General features: G+C 71.0%; 23 protein-coding genes. 3 read left to right on the forward strand and 20 right to left on the reverse strand.

Annotated elements, in window-relative coordinates; translation table 11 throughout:
* The 3 genes from E0D90_RS03835 to E0D90_RS03845 form a co-directional block, all read left to right on the forward strand.
* Positions 1–1,157 (forward strand): glycoside hydrolase family 18 protein (locus E0D90_RS03835; RefSeq protein WP_130796592.1); only part of this gene is annotated, 1,157 nt, incomplete at its 5' end.
* Positions 1,158–1,587: 430 nt separating this feature from the next.
* Complete coding sequence (locus tag E0D90_RS03840; protein ID WP_227869972.1) at positions 1,588–3,183, forward strand: glycosyl hydrolase family 18 protein; 1,596 nt, start codon at positions 1,588–1,590, stop codon at positions 3,181–3,183.
* Positions 3,184–3,506: 323 nt separating this feature from the next.
* Positions 3,507–4,298: a class I SAM-dependent methyltransferase gene (locus E0D90_RS03845; RefSeq protein ID WP_130796594.1), complete on the forward strand. Its 792-nt coding sequence runs from the start codon at positions 3,507–3,509 to the stop codon at positions 4,296–4,298.
* A 41-nt stretch (positions 4,299–4,339) separates the two neighbouring features.
* On the opposite strand, the gene E0D90_RS03850 is transcribed toward E0D90_RS03845, so the two are convergent.
* The 20 genes from E0D90_RS03850 to thrC form a co-directional block, all read right to left on the reverse strand.
* Positions 4,340–4,786, reverse strand: coding sequence for a DUF2550 domain-containing protein (locus E0D90_RS03850; protein ID WP_103504551.1), 447 nt, complete (start codon positions 4,784–4,786; stop codon positions 4,340–4,342).
* A gap of 43 nt (positions 4,787–4,829) precedes the next feature.
* A complete protein-coding gene (locus E0D90_RS03855; protein WP_103504550.1) occupies positions 4,830–5,213 on the reverse strand; it encodes a F0F1 ATP synthase subunit epsilon in 384 nt (127 codons plus the stop codon).
* Positions 5,214–5,327: 114 nt separating this feature from the next.
* Positions 5,328–6,764: a F0F1 ATP synthase subunit beta gene (atpD, locus tag E0D90_RS03860; RefSeq protein WP_103504549.1), complete on the reverse strand. Its 1,437-nt coding sequence runs from the start codon at positions 6,762–6,764 to the stop codon at positions 5,328–5,330.
* 2 nt (positions 6,765–6,766) lie between these two features.
* Positions 6,767–7,699, reverse strand: a complete 933-nt coding sequence (locus tag E0D90_RS03865; protein ID WP_130796595.1) for a F0F1 ATP synthase subunit gamma — start codon at positions 7,697–7,699, stop codon at positions 6,767–6,769.
* Positions 7,700–7,701: 2 nt separating this feature from the next.
* Complete coding sequence (atpA, locus tag E0D90_RS03870; RefSeq protein WP_103504547.1) at positions 7,702–9,273, reverse strand: F0F1 ATP synthase subunit alpha; 1,572 nt, start codon at positions 9,271–9,273, stop codon at positions 7,702–7,704.
* A 134-nt stretch (positions 9,274–9,407) separates the two neighbouring features.
* Positions 9,408–10,223: a F0F1 ATP synthase subunit delta gene (locus E0D90_RS03875; RefSeq protein ID WP_265415934.1), complete on the reverse strand. Its 816-nt coding sequence runs from the start codon at positions 10,221–10,223 to the stop codon at positions 9,408–9,410.
* 8 nt (positions 10,224–10,231) lie between these two features.
* Entirely contained in the window at positions 10,232–10,768 is a 537-nt protein-coding gene (locus tag E0D90_RS03880) for a F0F1 ATP synthase subunit B (protein ID WP_103504562.1), read from the reverse strand.
* Between the two features lie 43 nt (positions 10,769–10,811).
* Positions 10,812–11,048, reverse strand: a complete 237-nt coding sequence (gene atpE / locus E0D90_RS03885; protein ID WP_103504545.1) for an ATP synthase F0 subunit C — start codon at positions 11,046–11,048, stop codon at positions 10,812–10,814.
* A gap of 104 nt (positions 11,049–11,152) precedes the next feature.
* A complete protein-coding gene (atpB, locus tag E0D90_RS03890) occupies positions 11,153–11,980 on the reverse strand; it encodes a F0F1 ATP synthase subunit A (RefSeq protein WP_103504544.1) in 828 nt (275 codons plus the stop codon).
* A 255-nt stretch (positions 11,981–12,235) separates the two neighbouring features.
* A complete protein-coding gene (locus E0D90_RS03895) occupies positions 12,236–12,679 on the reverse strand; it encodes a Cg1360 family ATP-synthase-associated protein (RefSeq protein ID WP_103504543.1) in 444 nt (147 codons plus the stop codon).
* A 232-nt stretch (positions 12,680–12,911) separates the two neighbouring features.
* Positions 12,912–14,354, reverse strand: coding sequence for an MraY family glycosyltransferase (locus E0D90_RS03900; RefSeq protein ID WP_227869971.1), 1,443 nt, complete (start codon positions 14,352–14,354; stop codon positions 12,912–12,914).
* Between the two features lie 231 nt (positions 14,355–14,585).
* Entirely contained in the window at positions 14,586–15,221 is a 636-nt protein-coding gene (locus E0D90_RS03905; protein WP_103504561.1) for an arsenate reductase/protein-tyrosine-phosphatase family protein, read from the reverse strand.
* A gap of 29 nt (positions 15,222–15,250) precedes the next feature.
* On the reverse strand, positions 15,251–15,898 hold the full coding sequence (locus E0D90_RS03910; protein ID WP_103504542.1) for an L-threonylcarbamoyladenylate synthase: 648 nt from the start codon (positions 15,896–15,898) through the stop codon (positions 15,251–15,253).
* Positions 15,899–15,925: 27 nt separating this feature from the next.
* Positions 15,926–16,807: a peptide chain release factor N(5)-glutamine methyltransferase gene (prmC, locus tag E0D90_RS03915; protein WP_103504560.1), complete on the reverse strand. Its 882-nt coding sequence runs from the start codon at positions 16,805–16,807 to the stop codon at positions 15,926–15,928.
* Between the two features lie 130 nt (positions 16,808–16,937).
* Entirely contained in the window at positions 16,938–18,008 is a 1,071-nt protein-coding gene (gene prfA, locus E0D90_RS03920) for a peptide chain release factor 1 (RefSeq protein WP_103504541.1), read from the reverse strand.
* A 186-nt stretch (positions 18,009–18,194) separates the two neighbouring features.
* Positions 18,195–18,416: a 50S ribosomal protein L31 gene (gene rpmE / locus E0D90_RS03925; RefSeq protein WP_103504540.1), complete on the reverse strand. Its 222-nt coding sequence runs from the start codon at positions 18,414–18,416 to the stop codon at positions 18,195–18,197.
* A 178-nt stretch (positions 18,417–18,594) separates the two neighbouring features.
* Entirely contained in the window at positions 18,595–19,701 is a 1,107-nt protein-coding gene (locus E0D90_RS03930; protein WP_130796597.1) for an LCP family protein, read from the reverse strand.
* Positions 19,702–20,084: 383 nt separating this feature from the next.
* Positions 20,085–22,103: a transcription termination factor Rho gene (gene rho / locus E0D90_RS03935; protein ID WP_130796598.1), complete on the reverse strand. Its 2,019-nt coding sequence runs from the start codon at positions 22,101–22,103 to the stop codon at positions 20,085–20,087.
* Positions 22,104–22,562: 459 nt separating this feature from the next.
* Positions 22,563–23,489: a homoserine kinase gene (gene thrB, locus E0D90_RS03940; protein WP_130796599.1), complete on the reverse strand. Its 927-nt coding sequence runs from the start codon at positions 23,487–23,489 to the stop codon at positions 22,563–22,565.
* Between the two features lie 575 nt (positions 23,490–24,064).
* Complete coding sequence (gene thrC, locus E0D90_RS03945; RefSeq protein ID WP_130796600.1) at positions 24,065–25,159, reverse strand: threonine synthase; 1,095 nt, start codon at positions 25,157–25,159, stop codon at positions 24,065–24,067.
* Between the last annotated feature and the right edge of the window lie 30 nt (positions 25,160–25,189).

Raw genomic sequence — 25,189 nt, forward strand, 5'->3', positions numbered from 1 at the left:
CCACCGACCCGGACCCCACCGACCCGGAGCAGCCGACGAGCCCCGGTGACCACGTCAACCTGGGCTACTTCACCGAGTGGGGCACCTACGACCGCGAGTACCTGGTCAAGAACATCGTGACCTCGGGCTCGGCCGAGAAGCTCACGCACATCAACTACGCGTTCGGCGACGTGCGGAACGGCGAGTGCGTGATGGGCGACTCGTACGCGGCGCTGGAGCGTTCGTACACCGCCGAGGAGAGCGTCAGCGGGGAAGCCGACGCCTGGGACCAGCCGCTGCGCGGCAACTTCAACCAGCTGCTCCAGCTGAAGGAGGAGTTCCCCCACATCCAGGTGCTGTGGTCGTTCGGCGGCTGGACCTGGTCGGGCGGCTTCGGCGAGGCGATGGAGGACCCGGAGCGCTTCGCGCAGTCCTGCTTCGACCTGGTCAACGACCCGCAGTGGGAAGGCGTCTTCGACGGCATCGACCTCGACTGGGAGTACCCCAACGGCTGCGGTCTGGAGTGCGACAGCAGCGGCCCCCGGATCTTCGGGGACATGATGAGCTCCTTCCGTGACGTCTTCGGTGACCAGCTGGTCACGGCCGCCATCACCGCCGACGCCTCCGAGGGCGGGAAGATCGACGCCGTGGACTACGCCTACGGCGCGGAGAACGCGGACTACATCGCGGTCATGACCTACGACTTCTTCGGCGCCTTCGCGCCGCAGGGCCCGACTGCCCCCCACTCCGCGCTGACCCCCTACGACGGCATCCCGCAGGAGGGCTTCACCTCCGACGAGGCGATCCAGAAGCTCGTCGCGCAGGGTGTGCCGCGGGAGAAGCTGCTGCTGGGCATCGGTTTCTACGGTCGCGGCTGGACCGGAGTCACCCAGAGCGAGCCGGGCGGCAGCGCCACCGGGGCCGCCCCGGGCACCTACGAGGCGGGCATCGAGGACTACAAGGTCCTCAAGGAGATCTGCCCCGTCACCGGGTTCGTCGGCGGCACGGCGTACGCGCACTGCGGCGACGACTGGTGGAGCTATGACACCCCGGAGACGATCCTGACCAAGATGGCCTACGCCCAGGACCAGGGCCTGGGTGGCGCCTTCTTCTGGGAGCTGCACGGTGACACCGCCGACGGTGAGCTGATCGCGGCGATGGACGAGGGACTGCGCTGAGAGACCGCTGACGCGCGCTGAGACGCGCCGGACAGACGCTGCCGCCCGGTGCGGGCCGCCTTCGGGCGTCCGCGCCGGGCGGCGGCCGTCCGGGCGTGTGCCGCACCGCCACCGCTCCCGCACCTCGGTTCCCATGCGCACCACCGGTACCACCACCGGCCCCGACGTGCGGCAACAGCACTGCCACGAACCGCTGTTCGACGTGCTCAGGCCGGTGGTACAGACCTATTGACCCCTGGTCCAGACCAGTCCTACTCTCATCGCGTCTGCAGTGAGCGCAAGCATGACAAGCCGTGCTCGCGGGCGGCGCAGATTCCCCTCGATCTGTCTGACCGAAACCCCGGGAGTTCCCTTGCAGTCAGGTACCTCAGCACACAGACGCAGAACCGGCCGCCGGCTGGTCGCCCTGCTCGCCGTCCTCGCCCTGCCCATGACCGCCCTGGTCGTGCTGGCGAGCCCCGCACAGGCGGCCACGGCGACCGCCTCCTTCTCCAAGGTCTCCCAGTGGGACACCGGCTTCGGCGGCCAGTGGACCGTCACCAACACCGGGACCTCCACCATCAACGGCTGGACCGTCGAGTGGGAGTTCCCCAGCGGAACCTCCACCTCCACCGTCTGGGACGGGGTGCTGACCCGGTCCGGCAACCACTACTCGGTGACCAACACCGGCTGGAACGGCACGCTCGCCCCCGGGGCCACCGCCAGCTTCGGCTTCACCGGCAGCGGTACCGGAGAGCCCACCGGATGTCGCGTCAACGGCGTCTCCTGTGACGGTGGCGGCGACCCGACGAACCCGGACCCGACCGATCCGGACCCGACCAACCCCGACCCGACCAACCCGGACCCCACGGACCCCGACCCCACGGACCCGGACCCGACCGACCCGACCGACCCCGGTCCGGGTGAGCCCGGCGACCACGTGATCACCGGCTACTTCACCGAGTGGGGCGTCTACGACCGCAACTACCACGCCCGCAACATCGTCACCTCGGGTTCGGCGTCGAAGATCACCCACATCAACTACTCCTTCGGCAACGTCCAGAACGGCCGTTGCACCATGGGCGACTCCTACGCGGCCACCGACCGTGCCTACACCGCCGCCGAGAGCGTGGACGGCGTCGCGGACACCTGGGACCAGCCGCTGCGGGGCAACTTCAACCAGTTGAAGAAGCTCAAGGAGATGTACCCGCACATCCAGATCGTCTGGTCGTTCGGCGGCTGGACCTGGTCAGGCGGCTTCACCGAGGCGATGCAGAACCCGCAGGCGTTCGCCCAGTCCTGCTTCGACCTGGTCAACGACCCGCGCTGGGACGGTGTCTTCGACGGCATCGACCTCGACTGGGAGTACCCCAACGGCTGCGGCCTGAGCTGTGACAGCAGCGGCCCGCAGATCTTCCGGACGATGATGCAGACCTTCAAGGGCGTCTTCGGCGACCAGCTGGTGACGGCGGCGATCACCGCCGACGCCTCCAGCGGCGGCAAGATCGACGCCGTCGACTACGCGGGCGGCGCCCAGTACGCCGACCTGATCCATGTGATGACCTACGACTTCTTCGGTGCCTTCGCCGCACAGGGCCCGACCGCACCGCACTCGCCCCTCACCTCCTACCCCGGCATCCCGCAGCAGGGCTTCAACAGCGCGGACGCCATCGCCAAGCTGAAGGCCCAGGGAGTCCCCTCCCACAAGCTGACGCTCGGCATCGGCTTCTACGGCCGCGGCTGGACCGGCGTCACCCAGTCGGCACCGGGCGGCAGCGCCACCGGGGCCGCCCCGGGCACCTACGAGGCCGGCATCGAGGACTACAAGGTGCTGGCACAGCGCTGCCCGGCCACCGGCACGGTGGGCGGTACCGCCTACGCCCACTGCGGCAACCAGTGGTGGAGCTACGACACCCCGCAGACCATCCGCGCCAAGATGGACTGGGCCAAGCAGCAGGGCCTGGGCGGAGCGATGTTCTGGGAGCTCAGCGGTGACACCTCCGACGGCGTGCTGATCAACGCCATCGACCAGGGACTCAACGGCTGACCCACCCGGGCCGCCGCTCCCCAGCGGCGGCCCCTCCAGACCAGCCGGGGAGACGGTCCGCCCGCCGTCTCCCCGGCTGACCCGCGTCCGGGGACGGGACGCGACGGCCGGCTTCGCTGACCTCCCCGGACCGCAGGTGCCGCCGGGTCCGGGTGGCTCGGAGTGGCCTCGGGACGCAGCCATGTCGGTGCGTGGTGACGGGGCCCGGGGCCGGCCGAGGGCGGCCGGGGCGGGGAGGTCGCGGACCGGCCGGCTTCCGCCGTCAGCTGAAGGCCCGCCGGGGAGCTGTTCCCCCGGGGTTGTGCTCTGCCAGGGTGGTCGCCATGGCTCTGGGGTTCAGTGGTGACGTCGCCGAGTACTACGCGGAGTTCCGGCGTGGCTATCCGCCCGAGGCTCTCGATGCGCTGCAGGGGGCCTTCGTGCTGGGCGCGGACGACGTGGTGCTCGATCTGGGGTGCGGCACCGGTCAGATGGCCGTCCCTCTCGCCTCCCGGGTCGGCTGGGTCATCGGCATGGATCCCGAGCCGGACATGCTGCGGCTCGCCAGGGAGGAAGCCGCGAGAGGCGACGTGCGCAACGCGACGTGGGTCCTCGGTGCCGACAGCGACGTCCCCGCGCTCGGCGGGCTGTTGGCGCAGCGCCGGCTGGCGATGGCGGTCATCGGGCAGGCACTCCACTGGATGGACCATCAGGAGCTCTTCCGGACGCTGGCGCGCATGGTCCGCCCCGGGGGAGGCGTCGCCGTGGTCGCCAACGGGACGCCGCTGTGGTTGCAGGACAGTCAGTGGTCCCGCTCGCTCCGAGCCTGCCTGGAGGAGCGTTTCGGAGAGATACGTGCGGATTCCTGCGGCACCGCCGCGTCGGACCGGGTCCGGTACGGGCAGGCACTGGAGACGGCGGGCTTCGAGGACGTGCACGAGACGGTGTTCGCGTACCGCGAGCGGCTGAGCCTCGACCGGCTCATCGGCGGCGTCTACTCGGCCATCCCCGCCGACAAGCTCCCCGGGCCGGACGCCCGGCCGGCCTTCGCGGAGCAGATCCGCCGGTCGCTTCCGGAGGAGCAGTACGTCACCGAGGACGTCACCGTCTCGGTGCTCGTGGGCCGGATGAGGTAGGCGGGCCACCCAGGCTCCGGGCCCGCTCTCGGCGGAGACGGTCAGGCGACGTTGACGCGCTGGCCGGGCGGAGCCGCTTCCAGCCAGGCGAGGAAACCGGTGAGCGCGTCCTCGCTCATCGCCAGCTCCACATCGAGGGCGTCATGGCGGCAGGCGAGCACCACGGCCCCGGAGAGCAGCGCCAGTTCCTCCTCGCCGCTGGGCCTGCGCCGGTCGCGTACCTGGATGCGGTCGCGCTCCAGCGTCATCCGTGCCCGGGGCGCGTAGGAGAAGACACGGAACCACTCGATGTGGTCACCGTTGTAGCGGGCGACCCCGTAGACCCACCCCTTGCCGGGTGACTTGCCCGCCACCGGGGGGGTCCACCGGGCGCTGCAGTCGAAGGTGCCGCCCGGCCGCTGGATCAGCCGCCGGCGGACACCGAAAGCGAAGAGTCCCACCGGCACCAGGGCCAGCAGCACCACGCACAGCACGAGCAGGAGGACCATCCCGACCGACCTCCTCGCTTCTAGTGAACCGTCAGGACTTCGGTCAGTTGGTCCTGGCAGCAGCCGCGAGTCGTACGTGGGCGCGACGCTCGGCGTGCGCGTCGGTGTCGGCTTTCGCCTTCTCCAACGCCCGCTCGGCGCGCTCGACATCGATCTCGTCGGCCAGCTCGGCGATCTCCGCCAGCAGCGACAGCTTACCGTCCGAGTAGGAGAGGAAGCCGCCGTGCACTGCGGCGATGACGGTGCCCTTCCCGCTCTCGCCGGTGGTGCGGATGGTCACCGGGCCTGTCTGCAGCACCGCCAGCACCGGCTGGTGGTTGGGCATGATGCCCATGTCGCCCGACGTGGTCCGGGCGACGACCATGCCGGCCTTGCCCGACCAGACCCTGCGGTCCGCGGCGACCAGCTCGACGTCCAGCTCAGCCACGATGGCTCCTTCTGATGGAATCCGATGAATAAGAGTGACGACGGTCCCCGGGGAGGGCCCCGGGATGGTCCGAGGGGGCGGAGCGCGCCCCGCCCCCTCGGACCGGGCCGGGTGTCAGGAGACGCCCAGCTCCTTGGCCTTGGCCTTCAGGTCGTCAAGACCACCGCACATGAAGAACGCCTGCTCGGGGAAGTGGTCGTAGTCACCGTCGGCGATCGCGTTGAACGCGGTGATCGACTCCTCCAGCGAGACGTCCGAACCGTCCATGCCGGTGAACTGCTTCGCCGCGTGGGTGTTCTGCGACAGGAAGCGCTCGATACGGCGGGCGCGGTGGACGGTGAGCTTGTCCTCCTCGCCGAGCTCGTCGATACCGAGAATGGCGATGATGTCCTGGAGGTCCTTGTACTTCTGCAGGATTCCCTTGACACGGGTCGCCGTGTCGTAGTGCTCCTGGGCGATGAAGCGCGGGTCCAGAATCCGGGACGTCGAGTCCAGCGGGTCGACCGCCGGGTAGATGCCCTTCTCGGAGATCGGACGGGACAGCACCGTGGTGGCGTCCAGGTGGGCGAAGGTGGTGGCCGGCGCCGGGTCGGTCAGGTCGTCCGCGGGGACGTAGATCGCCTGCATGGAGGTGATCGAGTGACCGCGGGTCGACGTGATCCGCTCCTGGAGCTGACCCATCTCGTCCGCCAGGTTCGGCTGGTAACCCACCGCGGAGGGCATCCGGCCCAGCAGGGTGGAGACCTCGGAACCGGCCTGGGTGAAGCGGAAGATGTTGTCGATGAAGAACAGCACGTCCTGCTTCTGCACATCGCGGAAGTACTCCGCCATGGTCAGACCGGCCAGCGCGACGCGGAGACGGGTCCCCGGCGGCTCGTCCATCTGGCCGAAGACGAGCGCGGTCTGCGGGAGCACGCCGGACTCGGCCATCTCCGCGATGAGGTCGTTGCCCTCACGGGTGCGCTCGCCGACGCCGGCGAAGACGGAAACGCCCTCGTGCAGCTTGGCCACACGCATGATCATTTCCTGGATGAGCACGGTCTTGCCGACACCGGCACCACCGAACAGACCGATCTTGCCGCCCTTGACGTACGGGGTCAGCAGGTCGACGACCTTCAGGCCGGTCTCGAACATCTCGGTCTTCGACTCGAGCTGGTCGAAGGCGGGCGCCTTGCGGTGGATCGGCCAGCGCTCGGTGACCTCGGCCTCGGCCTCGGGCTCGTTGAGGATCTTGCCGAGGGTGTTGAACACCCGGCCCTTGGTGACGTCACCGACGGGCACCGTGATGCCGTCGCCGGTGTTGCGCACCGTGGCCTGGCGGACCAGACCGTCGGTGGGCTCCAGGGCGATGGCGCGGACGAGGCCCTCACCGAGGTGCTGGGCCACCTCCATCGTCAGAGTCTTGGTGGCACCCTCGGCGGTCGGGTCCAGGACCTCGACCTTGAGGGCGTTGTAGATCTCCGGCATCGCGTCGACGGGGAACTCCACGTCGACGACCGGGCCGATGACCCGCGCGACGCGGCCCGTCGCCGTCTCAGCAGCAGTAGTCATGTTTACCTGTCACTCCCCGCGGTCGCGTCGGCCAGGGCGCTGGCACCGCCGACGATCTCGCTGATTTCCTGGGTGATGTCGGCCTGGCGGGCCGCGTTGGCAAGCCGCGTGAGCGACTTGATGAGGTCTTCGGCGTTGTCGGTCGCCGACTTCATCGCCCGCCGGCGTGCGGCGTGCTCGGAAGCGGCCGACTGCAGCAGCGCGTTGTAGATCCGGCTCTCCACATACCGCGGCAGCAGCGCGTCGAGTACCTGCTCGGCACCGGGCTCGAACTCGTACAGCGCGTGCACCGAGGCACCCTTGGCGAAGACCGCGGCGGAGTCCTCCGCGGTCCTGCTCAGGGTCAGCGGCAGCATCCGGCGCTCCACCGGGGTCTGCGTCATCATCGAGCGGAACTCGGTGAAGACGATGTGGAGCTCGTCGACCCCGCCGTCCGCCGTCTCCCGCTCTATGGCGGCGATCAGCGGAGCGGCGATGGCCTTCGCGTCGGAGTACTCGGGGCTGTCGGTGAAGCCGGTCCACGACTCCTGGAGGGGGCGCTCACGGAAGGTGTAGTAGCTCACACCCTTGCGTCCCACCACGTAGTGGTCGACCTGCTTGCCCTCGGCCACCAGCTTGGCGGTCAGGGACTCCGACGCCTTGATGGCGTTGCTGGAGTACCCGCCCGCCAGGCCGCGGTCGCTGGTGATCAGCAGCAGCGCCGCCCGCACCGGCCGTTCCACCTCGGTGGTCAGGGGGTGCTTGACGTCACTGGCGCTGTACGCGACCGCGGTGACCGCGCCGGTCAGCTCGTCGGCGTACGGAGTCGAGGCGTCCACCTTGCGCTGCGCCTTGATGATGCGCGAGGCGGCGATCATCTCCATCGCCTTGGTGATCTTCTTGGTCGCAGTGACGGACTTGATCCGTCGCTTGTAGACCCTGAGCTGGGCTCCCATGCTCAGCCCTCGCCCAGCAGCTTGCCGTCCGAGGTCTCGAACTGCTGCTTGAACTTGTTCACCGCGACGCCGATGGCGGAGACGGTGTCCTTCGACATCTTCCGGCCCTCGCGGATCGAGGTCATCAGGTCCTTGTTCTCGCGACCCATGTGGTCCAGCAGCTCGCGCTCGAACCGGCGGATGTCCTCGACCGGGATGTCGTCCATCAGGCCGTTGGTGCCGGACCAGATGGAGACGACCTGGTTCTCGGTGGCGAAGGGGTTGTACTGCTCCTGCTTGAGCAGCTCCACCATGCGCTTACCGCGCTCCAGGGACGCCTTCGAGGCCGCGTCCAGGTCGGAGCCGAAGGCGGCGAACGCCTCCAGCTCACGGAACTGGGCGAGGTCCACACGGAGCGAACCGGTGATCTGCTTGACCGCCGGGTGCTGCGCGGAACCACCGACACGGGAGACCGAGATACCGACGTTCAGCGCCGGACGGACACCGGCGTTGAAGAGGTCGGACTCCAGGAAGCACTGGCCGTCGGTGATGGAGATGACGTTGGTCGGGATGAACGCCGACACGTCGTTGGCCTTGGTCTCGACGATCGGGAGACCGGTCATCGAGCCGGCGCCCATCTCGTCGGAGAGCTTGGCGCAACGCTCCAGCAGACGGGAGTGCAGGTAGAAGACGTCACCCGGGTAGGCCTCGCGGCCCGGCGGGCGGCGCAGCAGCAGCGAGACGGCGCGGTAGGCGTCGGCCTGCTTCGACAGGTCGTCGAAGATGATCAGGACGTGCTTGCCCTCGTACATCCAGTGCTGGCCGATGGCCGAGCCGGTGTAGGGGGCGAGGTACTTGAAGCCCGCCGGGTCCGACGCGGGAGCGGCCACGATGGTGGTGTACTCCAGCGCGCCGGCCTCCTCCAGGGCGCCACGCACCGAGGCGATGGTGGAGCCCTTCTGGCCGATCGCCACGTAGATGCAGCGGACCTGCTTGTTGGTGTCGCCGGAACGCCAGTTGTCGCGCTGGTTGATGATGGTGTCGACCGCGAGCGCGGTCTTACCGGTCTGCCGGTCGCCGATGATCAGCTGACGCTGACCGCGGCCGATCGGGGTCATCGTGTCGACGGCCTTGTAGCCGGTCTCCATCGGCTCGTGGACCGACTTGCGGTCCATGACCGTGGGGGCCTGCAGCTCCAGGGCGCGGCGACCGCTGGTCTCGATCTCGCCGAGGCCGTCGATCGGGTTGCCCAGCGGGTCGACGACCCGGCCGAGGTAGCCCTCGCCGACACCGACGGAGAGCACCTCACCGGTGCGCTGCACCGGCTGGCCCTCCTCGATACCGTTGAACTCGCCGAGGACGACGGCACCGATCTCGCGCTCCTCGAGGTTGAGGGCGAGGCCGAGGGTGCCGTCCTCGAACTTCAGCAGTTCGTTCGCCATGGCCGAGGGAAGGCCCTCGACCTTCGCGATGCCGTCACCGGCAACGCTGACCGTGCCGACCTCTTCGCGCGAGGCGGCGTCCGGCGTGTACGACTGGACGAAATTCTCCAGCGCGTCCCGGATCTCATCCGGCCGGATCGTGAGCTCCGCCATCTGGGTTCCCTGCTCTCCTTGTTGGGACCGTAAGTCTTCGTACGGCCCAACTCGGGCCGCTGAATACTGCTTCTTGAGTTGGTGGGGCGCGGTACATCCGCCGGCCCGGGAACGGGCCGGCGGCACAGCCGCTGTCAGCCGGCCATGCGGCGGCGGACGTCGTCGAGCCGGTCGGCGATGGTGCCGCTGATGACCTCGTCCCCGATCCGGACGGAGATCCCGCCCAGTACCGAGGGGTCGACATCCAGGTTGAGCTGGATGTCACGGCCGTACGTCCGGGCGAGGGCGCTGCCGAGGCGACGCTTCTGCTCGTCGCTGAGCGGCACCGCCGACACCACGACCGCCACCGAACGGTTACGGCGGTCGGCCGCCAGCCTGGAGAGTGACTCCAGGCCCGCTTCCAGGCTACGTCCCCGCGGGTGCAGGACGAGCCGGCTGACCAGCCGCTGGGTGACGGGCTGGGCCCGTCCGCCCAGGAGCCGCTCGACGAGCGCGGTCCGCGCGGTGCGCAGAGCGTCGTCGGACTCCTTGCCGCCGAGCGTGGTGCGCAGCTCCGGGGACCCGGCCACGATGCGGCCGAACCGGAACAGCTCGTCCTCCACCGCGTCCAGGTTCCCGGCCTGCTCGGCCGCGATGAGGTCGGCGGTGTCCGCCAGCTCCTCCACCGCGTCCACCAGGTCACGGGAGGCGGACCAGCGGGAGCGGACCATGCCCGACACCAGGTCGACACTCTCGCCGCCGATCTGGCCGCCGAGGAGCCGGCCGACGAGGTCGGCCTTCCCCTGGCCGGGCTGGGACGGGTCGGTGAGGACGCGGCGCAGCGAGACCTCGCGGTCCAACAGCGACGTCACCTTCGCGAGGTCGTCCGCCAGGGTCCCGGCCGCCACGCCGGTGGAGTCCACCAGGGTGTTCAGCCGTTCCCGGGAGGCGGCCAGGGCGTCGCGGCTCACTCCACCGGTCACCGGGCAGCCTCGGCCTTCTCCTCGAGGTCGTCGAGGAAACGGTCGATGGTGCGGCTCTGGCGGGCGTGGTCCTCAAGGGACTCCCCGACGAGCCGGCCCGCGAGTTCGGTGGCGATCTTGCCGACGTCCTGACGCAGGGCCTCGGCGGCCTGCTGACGCTCCGCGGTGATCTGGGCGTGACCGGCGGCGATGATCTCCTCGCGCTGGCGCTGGCCCTCCTCGCGCATCTCGGCGATCAGCGTGGCGCCCTGCTCCTGGGCTTCCTGGCGCAGGCGTGAGGCGTCCCGCCGGGCATCGGCGAGCTGCGCGCGGTACTCCTCAAGGGTCTGCCGCGCTTCGGCCTGGACGGCCTCGGCCTTCTCCATGCCGCCCTCGATGGCTTCCCGCCGCTCGTCCAGCGCCTTGTTGACGGCCGGGAGGAGCTTCTTGTGGAAGGCGAGGTAGACGACACCGATGCAGATCAGACCGATGACGATCTCAGGCAGGACGGGCAGCAGCGGACTCTGCGGCCCGTCTGCGGCCAGCTGAATCATCATGGTGGACCTTTCGTCGTGAACGGCTCGGGTGAGGGACCCGTCAGTTGAAGATGAACGGGGTGACGAAGCCGATCAGGGCGAGCGCCTCGACCAGGGCGGCACCGAGGAGCATGTTCTGACGGATGAGGCCGGCGGCCTCGGGCTGGCGGGCGATGGCCTGCACACCGTTGCCGAAGATGTAACCGACGCCGACACCGGCACCGATGACGCCGATGCCGTAGCCGATGGTGCCGATGTTGCCGTTGACGGCGGCGAGGGTCTCGAAAGCAGCGGACATGTCCGTGGTTCCTTCTCTGTGATAGGCCGGTGGACATGTGTCCACCGGTCGTCTGGCGGCTGGGGACCGCGAGGGCCCCCGTCGGGCGGGTCAGAAGAAGCGGGTCAGTGCGGCTCTTCCAGCGCGCCCGAGATGTAGGTCGCGGTCAGGATCGTGAACACGTAGGCCTGCAGCGCCTGGATGAAGAGCTCGAAGACCGTGATCACGAGCGTCATGACCAGCGAGCCGACGGCGAAGAAGGTGCCGACGACGGTGCCGAGCATGTACCAGGCGCCGATCAGGAAGACCAGGATCAGGACGTGGCCCGCGAACATGTTGGCGAACAGACGCACGGCCAGCGTGAACGGCCGCAGGAAGACGTTCGACAGGATCTCGATCGGCGTGACGATCACGTAGATCGGCTTCGGCAGCCCGCTCGGCACGCAGATGTTGCGGATGCCGCCGACGAACCCGTTGGTCTTGAAGGTCACCGTCATGTACGTGACCCACACGACCAGCGCCAGCGCGATCGGGTAGGCGATGATCGAGGAGGCCGGCAGCTGCGCGACCGGGATCACGGCCCAGAGGTTGAACATCCAGACCGTGAAGAACAGCGAGACCAGCAGGGGTACGAACGACTCCGCCTGCTTGCCGATGACCGCCCGCGCGATGCCGGTGCGGACGAAGTCGTAGAGGATCTCCGCGACCATCTGCAGCTTGCCCGGGACGACCTTCGCGTTGCCGAACGCCGCCCAGAAGAAGCCGATGACCAGCAGCGAGCCGAGGATCGCGAGCAGCGCCGGCTTGTTGAAGTCGAAGCCGCCGATGCTGAAGATCGGCTCGAACTGGAACGACCAGAGCGAAGGAGCGGGGTAGCCGCAGTCCTGGAAGAGATGGCAGTCGGTCTCGAAGGCGAGCGTCTGGTCGCTATTCACCGCGAGCTCCTTCGGCATGACGCATGGATACGGCTACCTCGCGTGTGGGCGTGGCGGCGTGCCACGGAACGGCACTGGACTGGGTAAGTGACGGGAGGAGGAGCCGGCCGGCACGAACACCACGCCGCCCCTTGGGAGTCCGGGGGGCACGCGCGGCTGTCCCGTACAGCGCGCGTCCCGTCGTCAGCTGAGGCTCCGGCGACGGACAATAGCAGCCCGCGAAGGGCACCCTTATGCCGCCCCCCGCGAGGTCGGCGCCGACCAGGCCCGGCATCAGCCGGTGGCCTTGTCGTCGGTGCCGGGCCCGGCGGCCGGGGTCTGCTCGCCGGTCACCACGTAGGGCGTCTTGACCTTGAGGTTGCCGTGGACCTGGCCCACGATCCACGCCACCGAGGTCACCAGGACACCCAGGGCGAAGAGGCGGCCGTCCATGAACGAGGCGTCCCGCAGGATCACCAGGAGGGCCAGCAGCACGAGGACCTTGCTGATGTAGACGGCCACGGCCGCCCCCATCAGCAGGTCGGGCCGCCGGTGGACCACCTTGGCGAGCGCGAACTGCCCGGATGCGAAGAACAGGCCGCCGACGAGCACGCCGAGGCCGACGCTCACCGCTCCCTCGGAACCACGCAGCACGGCGCCCGCCACGAGGGCGATCGCACCGGCCACGGCAGTGAGGATCGCGGCGCCGCGGAGGATCCGGGCGTCGTTGGGCTGCATGAAGTGGTCTCCGGCGATACGTCGGGGAAGTCTTCGTTGACGGGCCCCAAGAGCGAGAACTGCTCCATCGGGACTACGTGAACGCTATCACAAACTATTTGATGAGGTCTTTACCTAGTTCGTGTGCAGGAACTCACACGTCCGGGGTACCTCACGCGCGCGTGGCTGACGCCCGTCCGGGTGACCGGAGGAAACGGTCCGCCCGGCGCGCTCGACACCGCTCCGCCGCTGGTCATGAGCCCTGTCGCGGCCGGCCGCCGCCTCCGACGGCCTGCTCGCGCCGTCCACCGGCGCCACCGTCCTCGCCGGCGCCACTGCGGGTCTCGCCGCTCTGGTCGTGATCGTGGCCGTGGCCCTCGTGGTGGTCCCGCCGCCCGGCCGGATGCCGGCCCGCTCCCGGCCCGGGCCGTTCCGCGCTGCGGCCGAACCGGCGCCGCTCCCCCACCGCCGTGGCGCCGCTCAGACCGCGCTCCACGGCCTCGGCACGATCGGCGGTCGTCACGGGCTCCGGGCGGCGGTAGCGCGGCGGCACCAGCCGCTGCGCCCACCACGGCACCCGGGGGGTGAACCGCGGCAGCAACAGCAGCACCAGCCCGATGGCGCTCAGTCCCACGATCGTCGGGATGACGACCAGGCTGTCGCCCCGCACGGTGAAGCCGACGGTGCCGAAGGCGATCAGCGCCGACCAGAAGTACATGATGAGAACGGCCCGGCTGTGGCTGTGGCCGATCTCCAGCAGCCGGTGGTGCAGATGACCGCGGTCGGCGGCGAACGGCGACTGCCCGTTCCAGGTGCGCCGCACCACCGCCAGCAGCAGGTCGGCGACCGGCACCGCGATGATGGTCAGCGGCAGCAGCAGCGGGATGTAGACCGGCACCATCTCCTGGATGGTCTGCCGCACCGAACCGGTGAAGAGGTTCAGCTGGTCCGGATCGACCTGGCCGGTCACCGAGGCGGCGGAGGCCGCCATCACCAGGCCCAGCAGCATCGAGCCGGAGTCGCCCATGAAGATCCGCGCCGGGTGCATGTTGTGCGGCAGGAAGCCGAGACACATGCCGATGAGCACCGCCGAGAAGAGCGTGGCGGGCGCGGCGGCCTCGATCCCGTAGCCGTACCAGAGGCGGTAGGTGTAGAGGAAGAACGCGGCGGCGGCGATGCAGACCATGCCGGCCGCCAGACCGTCCAGTCCGTCGACGAAGTTCACCGCGTTGATGGTGACCACCACCAGCGCGACGGTGAGCAGGATCGACTGCATCGGCGTCAGCGCCACCACGCCCACGCCGGGGATCGGCAGCCACAGGATCGCCAGGCCCTGCATGACCATGACGCCGGCGGCGATCATCTGGCAGCCGAGCTTCACCAGCGCGTCGACGCCCCACTTGTCGTCCAGGACGCCCAGCAGAAAGATGAGCCCGGCACCGGCCAGCAGCGCCCGCGGCTCGCTGGAACTGGCGAACACGTCGCCGATGTTGGTCAGCTGGGAGGCCACCAGCAGACCGGCGCACAACCCGCCGAACATCGCGATCCCGCCGAGCCGCGGGGTCGGCTCCCGGTGCACGTCGCGCGCGCGGATCTGCGGCACGGCGCCGGCGGCGATCGCGAACTTGCGCACCGGGCCGGTCAGCAGATACGTCACGGCCGCCGTCACGCAGAGCGTCAGCAGGTATTCGCGCACGGGCTCCCCAGTGTGATTCGGACCTCAGGGCCCACACCCTAGCTCCAGACGAGGGCCCTCCCGCACGCTCCCACCTGCCCCGGGCGGCCCCGGGCTCCCGTCACCGCGCCCCGCCGCGAAGCGGTCACCCGGGGTGACGGGTCCGGGGCTTGCCGGGACGGCGGTGCTCCGTTCTCCGCCGCGCCGGACGCTCAGGCCGGATGCTCAGGCCGGAGAGTCATCGCCGGACGCTCAGCGCCCGCCGTCGGCGCGGATGCCGGTCAGCGCCGTGATCACCGGGTCGAGCGCGCCGTGGATCTCCTCGCCCACGCTCCGGAAGTACGGGATCGGCGCCCCGTACGGGTCCTGCACCTCGTCGGCCTCGGCGCTGGGCGCCGCCAGCCAGCCGCGGAGCGCCGCCGCGGCACGGCTGAGCGCCCGCGCCCGGGAGACCAGCCCGCCGGGTTCGGTGGCGTCCGGCAGCGTCGCCATGTCGATGACCCGGACCAGCCGGGTGAACTCCTTCAGGGTGAAGGTGCGCAGCCCGGCGGAGTGCCCCATGGAGATGACCTGGGCACGGTGGTCGCGGGTCGCGGTCAGCACCAGGTCGGCCCGGATGACGTGCTCGTCCAGCAGCTCGCGCCCGGTGAACCCGTCGGTGTCCGCGCCGAACTCCGTGAGCACCTGCGCCGCGTGCGCCTCCATGGGCGCGCCGACATGGCCCCAGGTGCCGGCGCTCTCCACGACGAGTCCCCCGGCCGAACCGAGGCGTTCGGTGACGGCGAGCCGGGTCAGCCGCTCGGTGATCGGTGAGCGGCAGACGTTGCCCGTGGAGACGTGCAGGATCCGGAAGACCTGGCCGGCCTCCTGGGTGGGGAGGGCGGCTATGCCGGCGTCCGCGTCACTGGCCGCCGCGGTCAATGGGGGGTCTCCAGGTCGGGGACGACCTCGCGCAGCTGCTGCTCGCTCACCGCCCCGGGACGCAGCAGCACCGGCACGGGGCCGGTGATGTCGACGATGGTCGACGGCACGTCACTGGGGGTGGGGCCGCCGTCCAGGTAGACGGCGACGGAGTCGCCCAGCATCCGCTTCGCGGCGTCGCAGTCCTGCGGCGCCGCCTCACCGGTGAGGTTGGCGCTGGAGACGGCCAGGGGCCCGAAGTCCTTCAGCACCTCCAGGGCGACCGGGTGCAGCGGCATCCGGACGGCGACGGTCCCGTGGGTCTCCCCCAGGTCCCAGGTCAGCGAGGGCTGGTGCCGGGCGACCAGGGTGAGGCCGCCGGGCCAGAAGGCGTCCACCAGCTCCCAGCAGCGGTCGGACATCCCGGTGACCAGGCCGTGCAGGGTGTTCGGGGAGCCCACCAGCACCGGCGTGGGCATGTTGCGGCCACGGCCCTTGGCCTCCAGCAGATCACCGACGGCACGGCGGTTGAAGGCGTCGGCACCGATGCCGTACACCGTGTCGGTGGGCAGGACGACGAGGTCCCCGCGACGGATGGCGGAGACGGCCTCCCGCAGGCCGTGCTTACGGTCGGACGCATCGGTGCAGTCGTAGCGCCGTGACATCTGTCGTGCTCCTTCGAGGCGTCCGCGTCAGCGGGTGACCCGGCGTGCGGTGGCGAACCGGGGACGGTTGTTGAGGTCGGGATGGTCCGCCGCGTCGGCCCAGCCGCGGTCCTCGGTGAAGATCCAGGGGACCTGCCCGCCCTGGGTGTCCGCGTGTTCCACGACGACGATGCCACCGGGCCGCAGCAACCGGTGCGCGGCGCGTTCCAGGCCGCGGATGGTGTCGAGCCCGTCCTCCCCGGAGAACAGCGCCAGTTGCGGGTCGTGGTCGCGGGCCTCGGGGGCGACGTACTCCCACTCGCTGAGCGGGATGTACGGCGGGTTGGAGACCACCAGGTCGACCTGACCGTCCAGTTCGGGCAGGGCGGTGCGGGCGTCGCCCTGGTGCAGCGAGACCCGGGAACCCTCGGCCGTGCTCTCGATGTTCTTGCGAGCCCACTCCAGCGCGCCCTCGTCGAGCTCCACCGCGTGTACGCGGGAGCGGGGCACCTCCTGGGCGAGGGCGAGGGCGATGGCCCCGGAGCCGGTGCACAGGTCGACGATCAGCGGTTCGGCGACGTCCATGGCGCGTACCGCGTCTATCGCCCAGCCGACCACCGACTCGGTCTCCGGGCGGGGCACGAACACCCCGGCGCCCACCTGGAGTTCGAGATAGCGGAAGAACGCGCGGCCGGTGATGTGCTGGAGCGGTTCGCGGGCCTCCCGCCGGGCGACGGCCTCCCAGTAGCGGGCGTCGAAGTCGCCGTCGTCCACCAGGTGCAGCGTGGTGCGTTCGGTGCCGTGCACGAACGCCGCGAGCTCCTCGGCGTCGAAGCGCGGCGACGCGACGCCGGCGGCGGCGAGACGCTGGGTGGCCTGCGCCACTTCGGCGAGCAGCAGCGAACGGGGCGGCGGGGAGGTCGGTGTCACGGAACCCACCCTACGTTCACCGTGTCCCTTCGTTTCTCGTGCCGCCGCCCCTCGGGCGGCGGTCGTCACGGTAGCGGCGGCGGCCCGCCGGGGCGCGGCTCCGGGCGTGGGCCCGGGCGGCGCGCGGTGCTTACGGGGAGTCGGCCAGCCGGGCGGCGGAGTCGGCGTCCAGACATGCCTGGATGACCGGATCGAGGTCACCGTCGAGCACCTGGTCGAGGTTGTAGGCCTTGAACCCCACCCGGTGGTCGGAGATGCGGTTCTCGGGGAAGTTGTAGGTCCGGATCTTCTCCGAGCGGTCCATCGTGCGGACCTGGCTGCGGCGTACGTCGGACGCCTCCCGCTCGGCCTCCTCCTGCGCGGCGGCCAGCAGGCGCGACCGCAGGATGCGCAGCGCCTGCTCCTTGTTCTGGAGCTGGCTCTTCTCGTTCTGGCACGACGCGACGACACCGGTCGGCAGGTGGGTGATGCGGACGGCGGAGTCGGTGGTGTTGACCGACTGGCCGCCCGGCCCGGACGAGCGGTAGACGTCGATGCGCAGGTCCGAGGGATTGACGTCGACCTCGACGTCCTCGGCCTCGGGGGTGACGAGCACACCGGCGGCGGAGGTGTGGATGCGGCCGGCCGACTCGGTGGCGGGAACGCGCTGCACCCGGTGCACACCGCCCTCGTACTTCATCCGGGCCCACACACCCTGGCCGGGCTCGCTCTGGCCGCGCGCCTTCACCGCGACCTGGACGTCCTTGTAGCCGCCGAGTTCGGACTCGGTGGCGTCGATGATCTCGGTCTTCCACCCGGTGCGCTCGGCGTACCGCAGGTACATCCGCAGCAGGTCGCTCGCGAAGAGAGCGGACTCGTCGCCACCGGCGCCGGCCTTGATCTCCAGGATGACGTCCTTGTCGTCCGCGGGGTCGCGCGGGACCAGCAGCAGGCGCAGCCGCTCGGTCAGTTCGGCGGACTGCTCCTCCAGCGCCTTCACCTCGGCGGCGAACTCGGGCTCCTCGGCCGCGAGCTCACGGGCGGTGGTGATGTCCTCGGCGCAGCGCCGCCAGTCGCGGTAGACGGCGATGACCGGGGTCAGCTCCGCGTAGCGCTTGCTCATGGTGCGGGCGCGTCCCTGGTCGGCGTGGACCGACGGGTCGGCGAGCAGCCGTTCGAGGTCGGCGTGCTCGCCGATGAGTTCCTCGACCGCCTCGAACATTTCGGTGGCTCCCGGGACGATGTGACGTGTGGTGGACGGTGCTGGAAGGGGGTCGCGCGGGGCGGCGTGCGGCAACGGGCGCGACCGTGCGGTGCGCCCGGCCCGGCGCCGTACCGGGGTACGGCACGGAAAACGCCGGTCCGGCCGCCCCCGCGTCGGGGAGCGACCGAGCCGGCGTGCCGTTCGCTACTTCTTGGCTGCGGCGCTCTTGCCGAACCGCGCCTCGAACCGGGCCACCCGGCCACCGGTGTCGAGAATCTTCTGCTTGCCGGTGTAGAACGGGTGGCACTCGGAGCAGACGTCCGCGCGGATCTTGCCTTCGCCGACGGTGCTACGGGTGGTGAACGAGGCGCCACAGGTGCAGCTGACCTGGGTCTCCACGTACTCCGGGTGGACTTCGCGCTTCACGGTGTCTCCTAGTATCGGGAGGGCTCCGGGTCGCTCCGCCGAATGCGTCACGTGAACCGGGGCCGACGCACCAGTCTGCCAGGACCGGTCGTGACAGCCAAAACGTGATGAGGGCTCCGGGTATTCCACCGGGCCCGGGGCGCCGCCCTGAGTGCGACGGGGCGCGGGAAGCGACAGGTCAGCGGCGTACGGCGGGCGGGTCGGCGTCCGCGTCCGGTTCGGCGTCCGAACCCTCGGTGAGCCCCTCGGGGACGGGCACGTCGCGGCGCAGCGCGTCCCAGACCTGGCGCGCCTGCGGCTCCAGCGGCACCACCCGGTTCGGGTCGCTCTCGTCGTAGCCCACCGGCAGGGTGATCATCCGCAGGTCGTCCGGGCCGATCCCGCGCAGGGTGCCGGCCAGCGAGCTGAGCGCGGAGACCGACGCCAGCGAGCTGTCGGTGGTGACGGCGGAGGTCGCCGTGTCGGCCAGCGCGTAGAGCCGCCGGGGATCGCCGAGCGCGCCGACGTCGCGCACCTCGGCGACCAGTGCGCGGATGAACGCGTGCTGGATCTGGATGCGGTCGAGGTCGCTGCCGTCACCGACGCTCTTGCGGGTGCGGACCAGCGCGAGGGCGTCCCGTCCGTCCAGACGGTGGTCGCCCGCCTCCAGGTCGAGGTGACTGTCGCCGTCCCTCAGGGGGCGCTCCAGCGTCACGTCCACGCCGCCGAGGGCGTCGATCATCTCCTCGAAGCCGCGGAAGTCGATCTCCACGTAGTGGTCCATGCGGATTCCGGTGACCGCCTCGGTGGTCTTGACCGCGCAGACCGGGCCGCCGATCGCGAACGCCTCGTTGAACATGGCGCGCTCCGCCGCCGGCACCACCTCGCCGTCGCCGTCCTCACAGGCGGGGCGGGAGACCAGGGTGTCGCGGGGTATCGAGACGACGGTGGCGGCGTCGCGGTCCTCGTCGAGGTGGACCACCATCGCGGTGTCGGCACGCGGGGCGTCCTCCTGCTTGCCGTAGACCCCGTTCTCCCCCTCCCGGGAGTCCGAGCCCAGCACCAGGATGTCCAGCGACCCGCCCGGCTCGTCCTCCGGCCGGTCACCGCCGAGGGCGGCGTCGATGTCGATCTCGGAGATGTTCCCGTTGAACTTGAGATAGAGCGCGGCGGCGCCGCTGCCGCCGAGGAGCAGCAGCGCCAGCGTGCAGCCCACCACCGCGTACACCACCCGCCGGCGGCGGGAGAGCGGACGACGGTGACGCACGGGCGGCTGCCCCGGGTCCGGCTGCTGCTGCTGCTCCATGCTCACCTCGGCTTTCGTCGGCGCTCGGAGGACGGGTGGACTGGTCGACTGGTTGACCGGTGGACCGGCGAGCGGCCCGCCGGCTGCTCGCCGGGCGGCCCGGTGTCCCGATCGTCCGATTGTGGCGCAGCACCCGAACGGCCGCCGCTCGTGACGGCTCCCCCGGCACCGGCCGTACGGGCCGGCGCGAGTCTCCGGGGCGGCGGTTCGCCCGGCCCACCGGGGCGTCCGCGGCTCCCGGGAGCGGCTCACCCCGCTGAGCCGGACGGGTGACAACGCGAAGGGGCCGCCCCGCCACGAATGGACGGGACGGCCCCATGCCGTTCCGGTGGGCGCCGCGCCGGCCCGGACCTCCCGGTCCGGTCGGCGGCAGCGGCCGAGGGTCAGTCCCCGCCGTTACCGGAGGACGGCGTCGTCTTCTGGATCTGCATCAGGAACTCGGCGTTCGACTTGGTCTGCTTCATCTTGTCCAGCAGCAGCTCGATGGCCTGCTGCTGGTCCAGGGCGTGCAGCACCCGGCGGAGCTTCCAGACCACGGCCAGCTCCTCGGCACCCATGAGGATCTCCTCCTTGCGGGTACCGGAGGCGTCGACGTCGACGGCCGGGAAGATGCGCTTGTCGGCGAGCTTCCGGTCGAGCTTGAGCTCCATGTTGCCGGTGCCCTTGAACTCCTCGAAGATCACCTCGTCCGCGCGGGACCCGGTGTCGACCAGGGCGGTGGCGAGGATGGTCAGCGAGCCGCCGTCCTCGATGTTCCGCGCGGCACCGAAGAACTTCTTCGGCGGGTAGAGCGCCGTGGAGTCCACACCACCGGACATGATCCGGCCGGACGCCGGGGCGGCCAGGTTGTAGGCGCGGCCCAGACGGGTGATGGAGTCCAGCAGCACGACCACGTCGTGACCCAGCTCCACCAGGCGCTTGGCACGCTCGATGGCCAGCTCGGCGACGACCGTGTGGTCCTCGGCCGGGCGGTCGAAGGTCGAGGAGATGACCTCGCCCTTGACCGACCGCTGCATGTCGGTGACCTCCTCGGGCCGCTCGTCCACGAGCACGACCATCAGGTGGCACTCGGGGTTGTTGCGGGTGATCGAGTTGGCGATCGACTGCATGATCATCGTCTTGCCGGTCTTCGGCGGCGCGACGATCAGGCCACGCTGGCCCTTGCCGATCGGCGAGACCATGTCGATGATCCGCGGCGTCAGCGAGCCCGGGTCGCACTCCAGCCGCAGCCGCTCCTGCGGGTACAGCGGAGTGAGCTTGTTGAACTCCTCGCGCCCCCGGCCGGATTCGGCACCCATGCCGTTGACGGAGTCCAGCCGCACCAGCGCGTTGAACTTCTCGCGGCGCTCGCCGTCACGCGGCTGGCGCACCGCGCCGGTGACGTGGTCACCCTTGCGCAGCCCGTTCTTACGGACCTGCGCCAGCGAGACGTACACGTCGTTCGGGCCGGGCAGGTAGCCGGAGGTGCGGACGAAGGCGTAGTTGTCGAGGATGTCGAGGATGCCCGCGACCGGGATCAGGACGTCGTCGTCGGCGACCTGCGGCTCGCTGAAGTCCTCACGGCCTCCGCTGCGGCGACCACGGCGGTCGCGGTAGCGGCCCCGGCGACCGCGGCGCCCGCCGTCGAAGTCGTCGTCACGATTGCCGTCGCGGCCACCGTCACGGTTGTTGTCGCGACCGGTGTCACGTCCCCCACCGTCACGGTTGCTGTCGCGATTGCTCTCGCGGTTGTCGCGGTTGCCCTCACGGTTTTCGCGGTTGTTGTCGCGGTTGCCGCGGCCGCCGCCCTGCTGGTTCTGGCCGCCGCCCTGGCCCGCGTTCTTGCCGCGGCGCTCCCGCTTGCCCTGGCGGTCGTTGCCGGAGCCGTCGTCCTTCGATGCGTCAGACTTCGGCGAATCGCCCTTGCCCGCATCGGACTTGGCGCTGTCGCCCTTGCCCGCGTCGGACTTGCCCGCGTCGCTCTTGCCGGCGTCGGCACGGGCCGGGCCGGAGGCGTCGTTCTTGTCCTCGGCGCCGGCGCTCTCGGGCTGGCCCGGGGCCTCGGCCTGTTCGGCCTTCGCGTCGGTGCGGGCGCGCGAGGTCGCGCGGCGCTTCGGCTTCTCGGCGGCCGGGGCGTCGGCGGCGGGCGCCGACTCCGCCGGTGCGGCGCCCCCGGCGCCCTGCTTCTCCTTGATGACCTCGATCAGCTGGCCCTTGCGCATCCGCGCGGTGCCCCTGATGCCGAGGCCGGAGGCGACCTGCTGCAGCTCCGCCAGCACCATGCCCTCAAGGCCGGTGCCCGACCGCCGGCGACGCGGCGCCCGGGTGGTGGCAGCACTGTCCGTCACGGACGCGGGGGCATCACCGGCAGTCTTGTCGGCGCTGTCGGCACTCGCGCCCATCAGATCGGTGGTGTCGCTCACGAAGGGTCCTTCCCTGGAGCGGACGTCGGCCTGTCTGGCTCGGCGACCGGTCGTGCTGTCCGGCTGCGGTCTCGTCTGATGGACCGGCCGGGGCGGTGGTCCGCCTGCTCATATGGCGGCGGTGAGAACGGTTCAAAGTGGTACGGGGAGATCACGGGGATCGTCGCACCGGCTCCGGAGCGTGCCAGGCCCTGCCAGGCAGGCTGCTGAGGCAGAGGGGGCTCCCGGAAGAAAACGCGGTCCCTTGACGCGGGACCCCGGAGTACCGTGCCGCCCGGTGGCCCCGGGGACAATGCCGCCGCGGATGACACCGCCGCGAACACCCCTGGGAACGGCCCGTGGGGACGGTACGTGTAGACCTGAGATTAACACTACCGGACACCGCCGGTATTCCCCCCTCTCCCTGCAGTTCATGCATGCCCACCCGAGCGGACCGCCGCACCCCCGCGACCGCCGGTCTCACCTGCTGACCCCGGTGACCGGCAGGACGCTCGCCCCCTCGCGGTCCAGTTCCAGCCGGTTGGCGGCCCAGCCGTCCCCCGCCAGCCGCGCGATCCGGTCGGCGTCGCCGCCGCCCGCCAGCGCCAGCACCGTGGGTCCGGCACCGGAGATCACCGCCGGCACCCCCTCGGCCCGAAGCCGCCCGACCAGCTGCACGCTACCCGCCATCGCCGGTGCCCGGTACTCCTGGTGCAGCCGGTCCTCGGTCGCCGGCAGCAGCAGTTCCGGCCGCCGGGTCAGCGCCTCCACCAGCAGCGCCGCCCGCCCCGCGTTGACGGCGGCGTCGACGTGCGGCACGGTGCGCGGCAGCAGCCCGCGCGCCGTCTCCGTCAGCAGCGGCTCGGCCGGTACGAACACCACCGGGACCACCGCCTCCGAGGGGTCGAGCCGGATCGCCCGGACCGAACCACCATCGGACCAGGCGACGGTGAAACCGCCGAACAGGCAGGCGGCGACGTTGTCCGGATGTCCCTCGATCTCCGAGGCGAGTTCCAGCAGCGCCTCGTCCCCGAGCCGGGCCTCACCGCCGCTGGTCACCGCCCGGGCCGCCATCAGCCCGGCGCAGATCGCCGCCGAGGAGGAGCCCAGGCCGCGTCCGTGCGGGATGCGGTTGGCGCAGACGACCTCAAGACCGCGCGGCTGCCCGCCGAGGATGTCGAAGGCGGCGCGCATCGAACGCACCATGAGGTGCCGTTCGTCGCGCGGCAGGGAGTCGGCGCCCTCACCCGCGATGTCGATGTGCAGTCCGGACTCGGCGACGCGCACGATCACGTCGTCGTAGAGGCCGAGGGCGAGGCCGAGGGCGTCGAACCCGGGACCGAGGTTTGCGCTGGTCGCGGGGGTACGGACCCGGACGGCTGCGGCGCGGAAGGCGGGATGGGCCATCGCTCGATGACTCTCCTTGGTACGGCGTGCGGACGGTGGTGCGAGGGGTGGTGCGGGAGGTGGTGCGGTGGCGCGGTACCCGGTGGCACCGGGCCCCACGCCGGTTGTCGCGGACCGGACGGGCCGGTCCCCGATGTCGTTCCGGACGACCCCGGCGCCGCTCCGGACGCCCCGGAGGCCGGCCCCGGTTCCCCCGGTGCGGGCGGTTCGGCCGCCGCGTGCGGCGGTGGGTGACCGTCATGACGCCGTGCGCCGCACCGGTGTGCGGTGCCGGAGGCGGGGTGTGCGGCCGGCCGCTGGGTGCGGCGGGCGCCGGAGACCACGCGGCACTCGCCGCGCCTCTCCCCCGGACCACGGGCGGCGCGCCTCCGCTGAACGGCCCTGCTGGGGACCGTCGGAGAAGGACCGCTCCGGGCTGCCGGAACGCGGGCCAGCCTATCGAAGGAGGGTTCCCCCGCGATACAGGGCGCCCGCCCGGGGGGCCGTGTCGTGGCCGGTTCACCAGCGCCGGGACGGCCACGCCCCGGACACGCGACAGCCGCCACCCCGCGGGCGTGGCGCGCCCGGGCCGAGGGTCAGGCCAGGCCCAGCCGTTCGGCGGCCGCGTCCGCGTCGACCGGCACCGTGATGGGCTGGGGTGCGCCGGCCACCGCCCAGTCGGGGTCCTTGAGCCCGTTGCCGGTGACCGTGCACACGATGCGCTGCCCGCGGTCGACGTCGCCGCGCGCCGCCGCCTTGAGCAGGCCCGCGACCGACGCGGCCGAGGCGGGCTCGACGAAGACGCCCTCCTGGGCGGCGAGCAGCCGGTAGGCGGAGAGGATCTCGCGGTCCGTCACCTCGTCGATGATGCCGCCGGAGTCGTCACGCGCCCGCTCCGCCTGCGCCCAGGACGCCGGGTTGCCGATCCGGATCGCGGTGGCGAGGGTCGCCGGGTCCTTGACCGGCTCACCCCGCACGATGGGCGCGGCGCCCGACGCCTGGAAGCCCCACATCCGCGGGGTACGGGTCGCGGGCGCGCCCAGCGGCGAGGAGCTGTCGGCGTACTCGCGGTAGCCCTTCCAGTAGGCGGTGATGTTCCCCGCGTTGCCGACGGGGAGGACGTGGATGTCCGGGGCGTCGCCGAGCATGTCGACGACCTCGAACGCGCCGGTCTTCTGGCCCTCGATCCGGGACGGGTTCACCGAGTTGACCAGTGCCACCGGGTACTTGTCGGAGAGGCCCCGCGCGAGGTTCAGGCAGTCGTCGAAGTTGCCGTCGACCTCCAGGATGCGGGCGCCGTGGACCAGCGCCTGCCCCATCTTCCCCAGCGCGATCTTGCCGCGCGGCACCAGCACGGCGCACACCATGCCGCCGCGCACCGCGTAGGCGGCGGCCGAGGCGGAGGTGTTGCCGGTGGAGGCGCAGATGACGGCCTGGGCGCCCTGCTCCTTGGCGTGCGAGATCGCCATCGTCATGCCGCGGTCCTTGAACGAACCGGTCGGGTTGGCGCCCTCGACCTTCAGGTGGACCTCGCAGCCGGTCCGCTCCGAGAGCAGCTGTGCGGGGACCAGCGGGGTGCCGCCCTCGCGCAGCGTCACCACCGGCGTGTCCGAGGAGACCGGCAGCCGGTCGCGGTACTCCTCGATGACCCCGCGCCACTGGCGGCTGGTGGTGGTCTGCTGTGCATCCATGACGTCCACTGCTTTCCTGACTCTCTGGCT

The organism is Streptomyces otsuchiensis (assembly GCF_004305975.1).
Taxonomy (GTDB): domain Bacteria; phylum Actinomycetota; class Actinomycetes; order Streptomycetales; family Streptomycetaceae; genus Streptomyces; species Streptomyces otsuchiensis.

Excerpts from the sequence above, each read along its gene's own strand:
- thrC (WP_130796600.1), bottom strand. The coding sequence starts at position 25,159 with ATGGATGCACAGCAGACCACCACCAGCCGCCAGTGGCGCGGGGTCATC.
- E0D90_RS03880 (WP_103504562.1), bottom strand. The coding sequence starts at position 10,768 with ATGATTCAGCTGGCCGCAGACGGGCCGCAGAGTCCGCTGCTGCCCGTC.
- atpB (WP_103504544.1), bottom strand. The coding sequence starts at position 11,980 with ATGCCGAAGGAGCTCGCGGTGAATAGCGACCAGACGCTCGCCTTCGAG.
- atpD (WP_103504549.1), bottom strand. The coding sequence starts at position 6,764 with ATGACTACTGCTGCTGAGACGGCGACGGGCCGCGTCGCGCGGGTCATC.
- E0D90_RS03895 (WP_103504543.1), bottom strand. The coding sequence starts at position 12,679 with ATGCAGCCCAACGACGCCCGGATCCTCCGCGGCGCCGCGATCCTCACT.
- E0D90_RS03910 (WP_103504542.1), bottom strand. The coding sequence starts at position 15,898 with ATGTCACGGCGCTACGACTGCACCGATGCGTCCGACCGTAAGCACGGC.
- E0D90_RS03845 (WP_130796594.1), top strand. The coding sequence starts at position 3,507 with ATGGCTCTGGGGTTCAGTGGTGACGTCGCCGAGTACTACGCGGAGTTC.
- thrB (WP_130796599.1), bottom strand. The coding sequence starts at position 23,489 with ATGGCCCATCCCGCCTTCCGCGCCGCAGCCGTCCGGGTCCGTACCCCC.
- E0D90_RS03840 (WP_227869972.1), top strand. The coding sequence starts at position 1,588 with ATGACCGCCCTGGTCGTGCTGGCGAGCCCCGCACAGGCGGCCACGGCG.
- E0D90_RS03865 (WP_130796595.1), bottom strand. The coding sequence starts at position 7,699 with ATGGGAGCCCAGCTCAGGGTCTACAAGCGACGGATCAAGTCCGTCACT.
- prfA (WP_103504541.1), bottom strand. The coding sequence starts at position 18,008 with ATGTTCGAGGCGGTCGAGGAACTCATCGGCGAGCACGCCGACCTCGAA.
- E0D90_RS03930 (WP_130796597.1), bottom strand. The coding sequence starts at position 19,701 with ATGGAGCAGCAGCAGCAGCCGGACCCGGGGCAGCCGCCCGTGCGTCAC.
- atpA (WP_103504547.1), bottom strand. The coding sequence starts at position 9,273 with ATGGCGGAGCTCACGATCCGGCCGGATGAGATCCGGGACGCGCTGGAG.
- E0D90_RS03850 (WP_103504551.1), bottom strand. The coding sequence starts at position 4,786 with ATGGTCCTCCTGCTCGTGCTGTGCGTGGTGCTGCTGGCCCTGGTGCCG.
- atpE (WP_103504545.1), bottom strand. The coding sequence starts at position 11,048 with ATGTCCGCTGCTTTCGAGACCCTCGCCGCCGTCAACGGCAACATCGGC.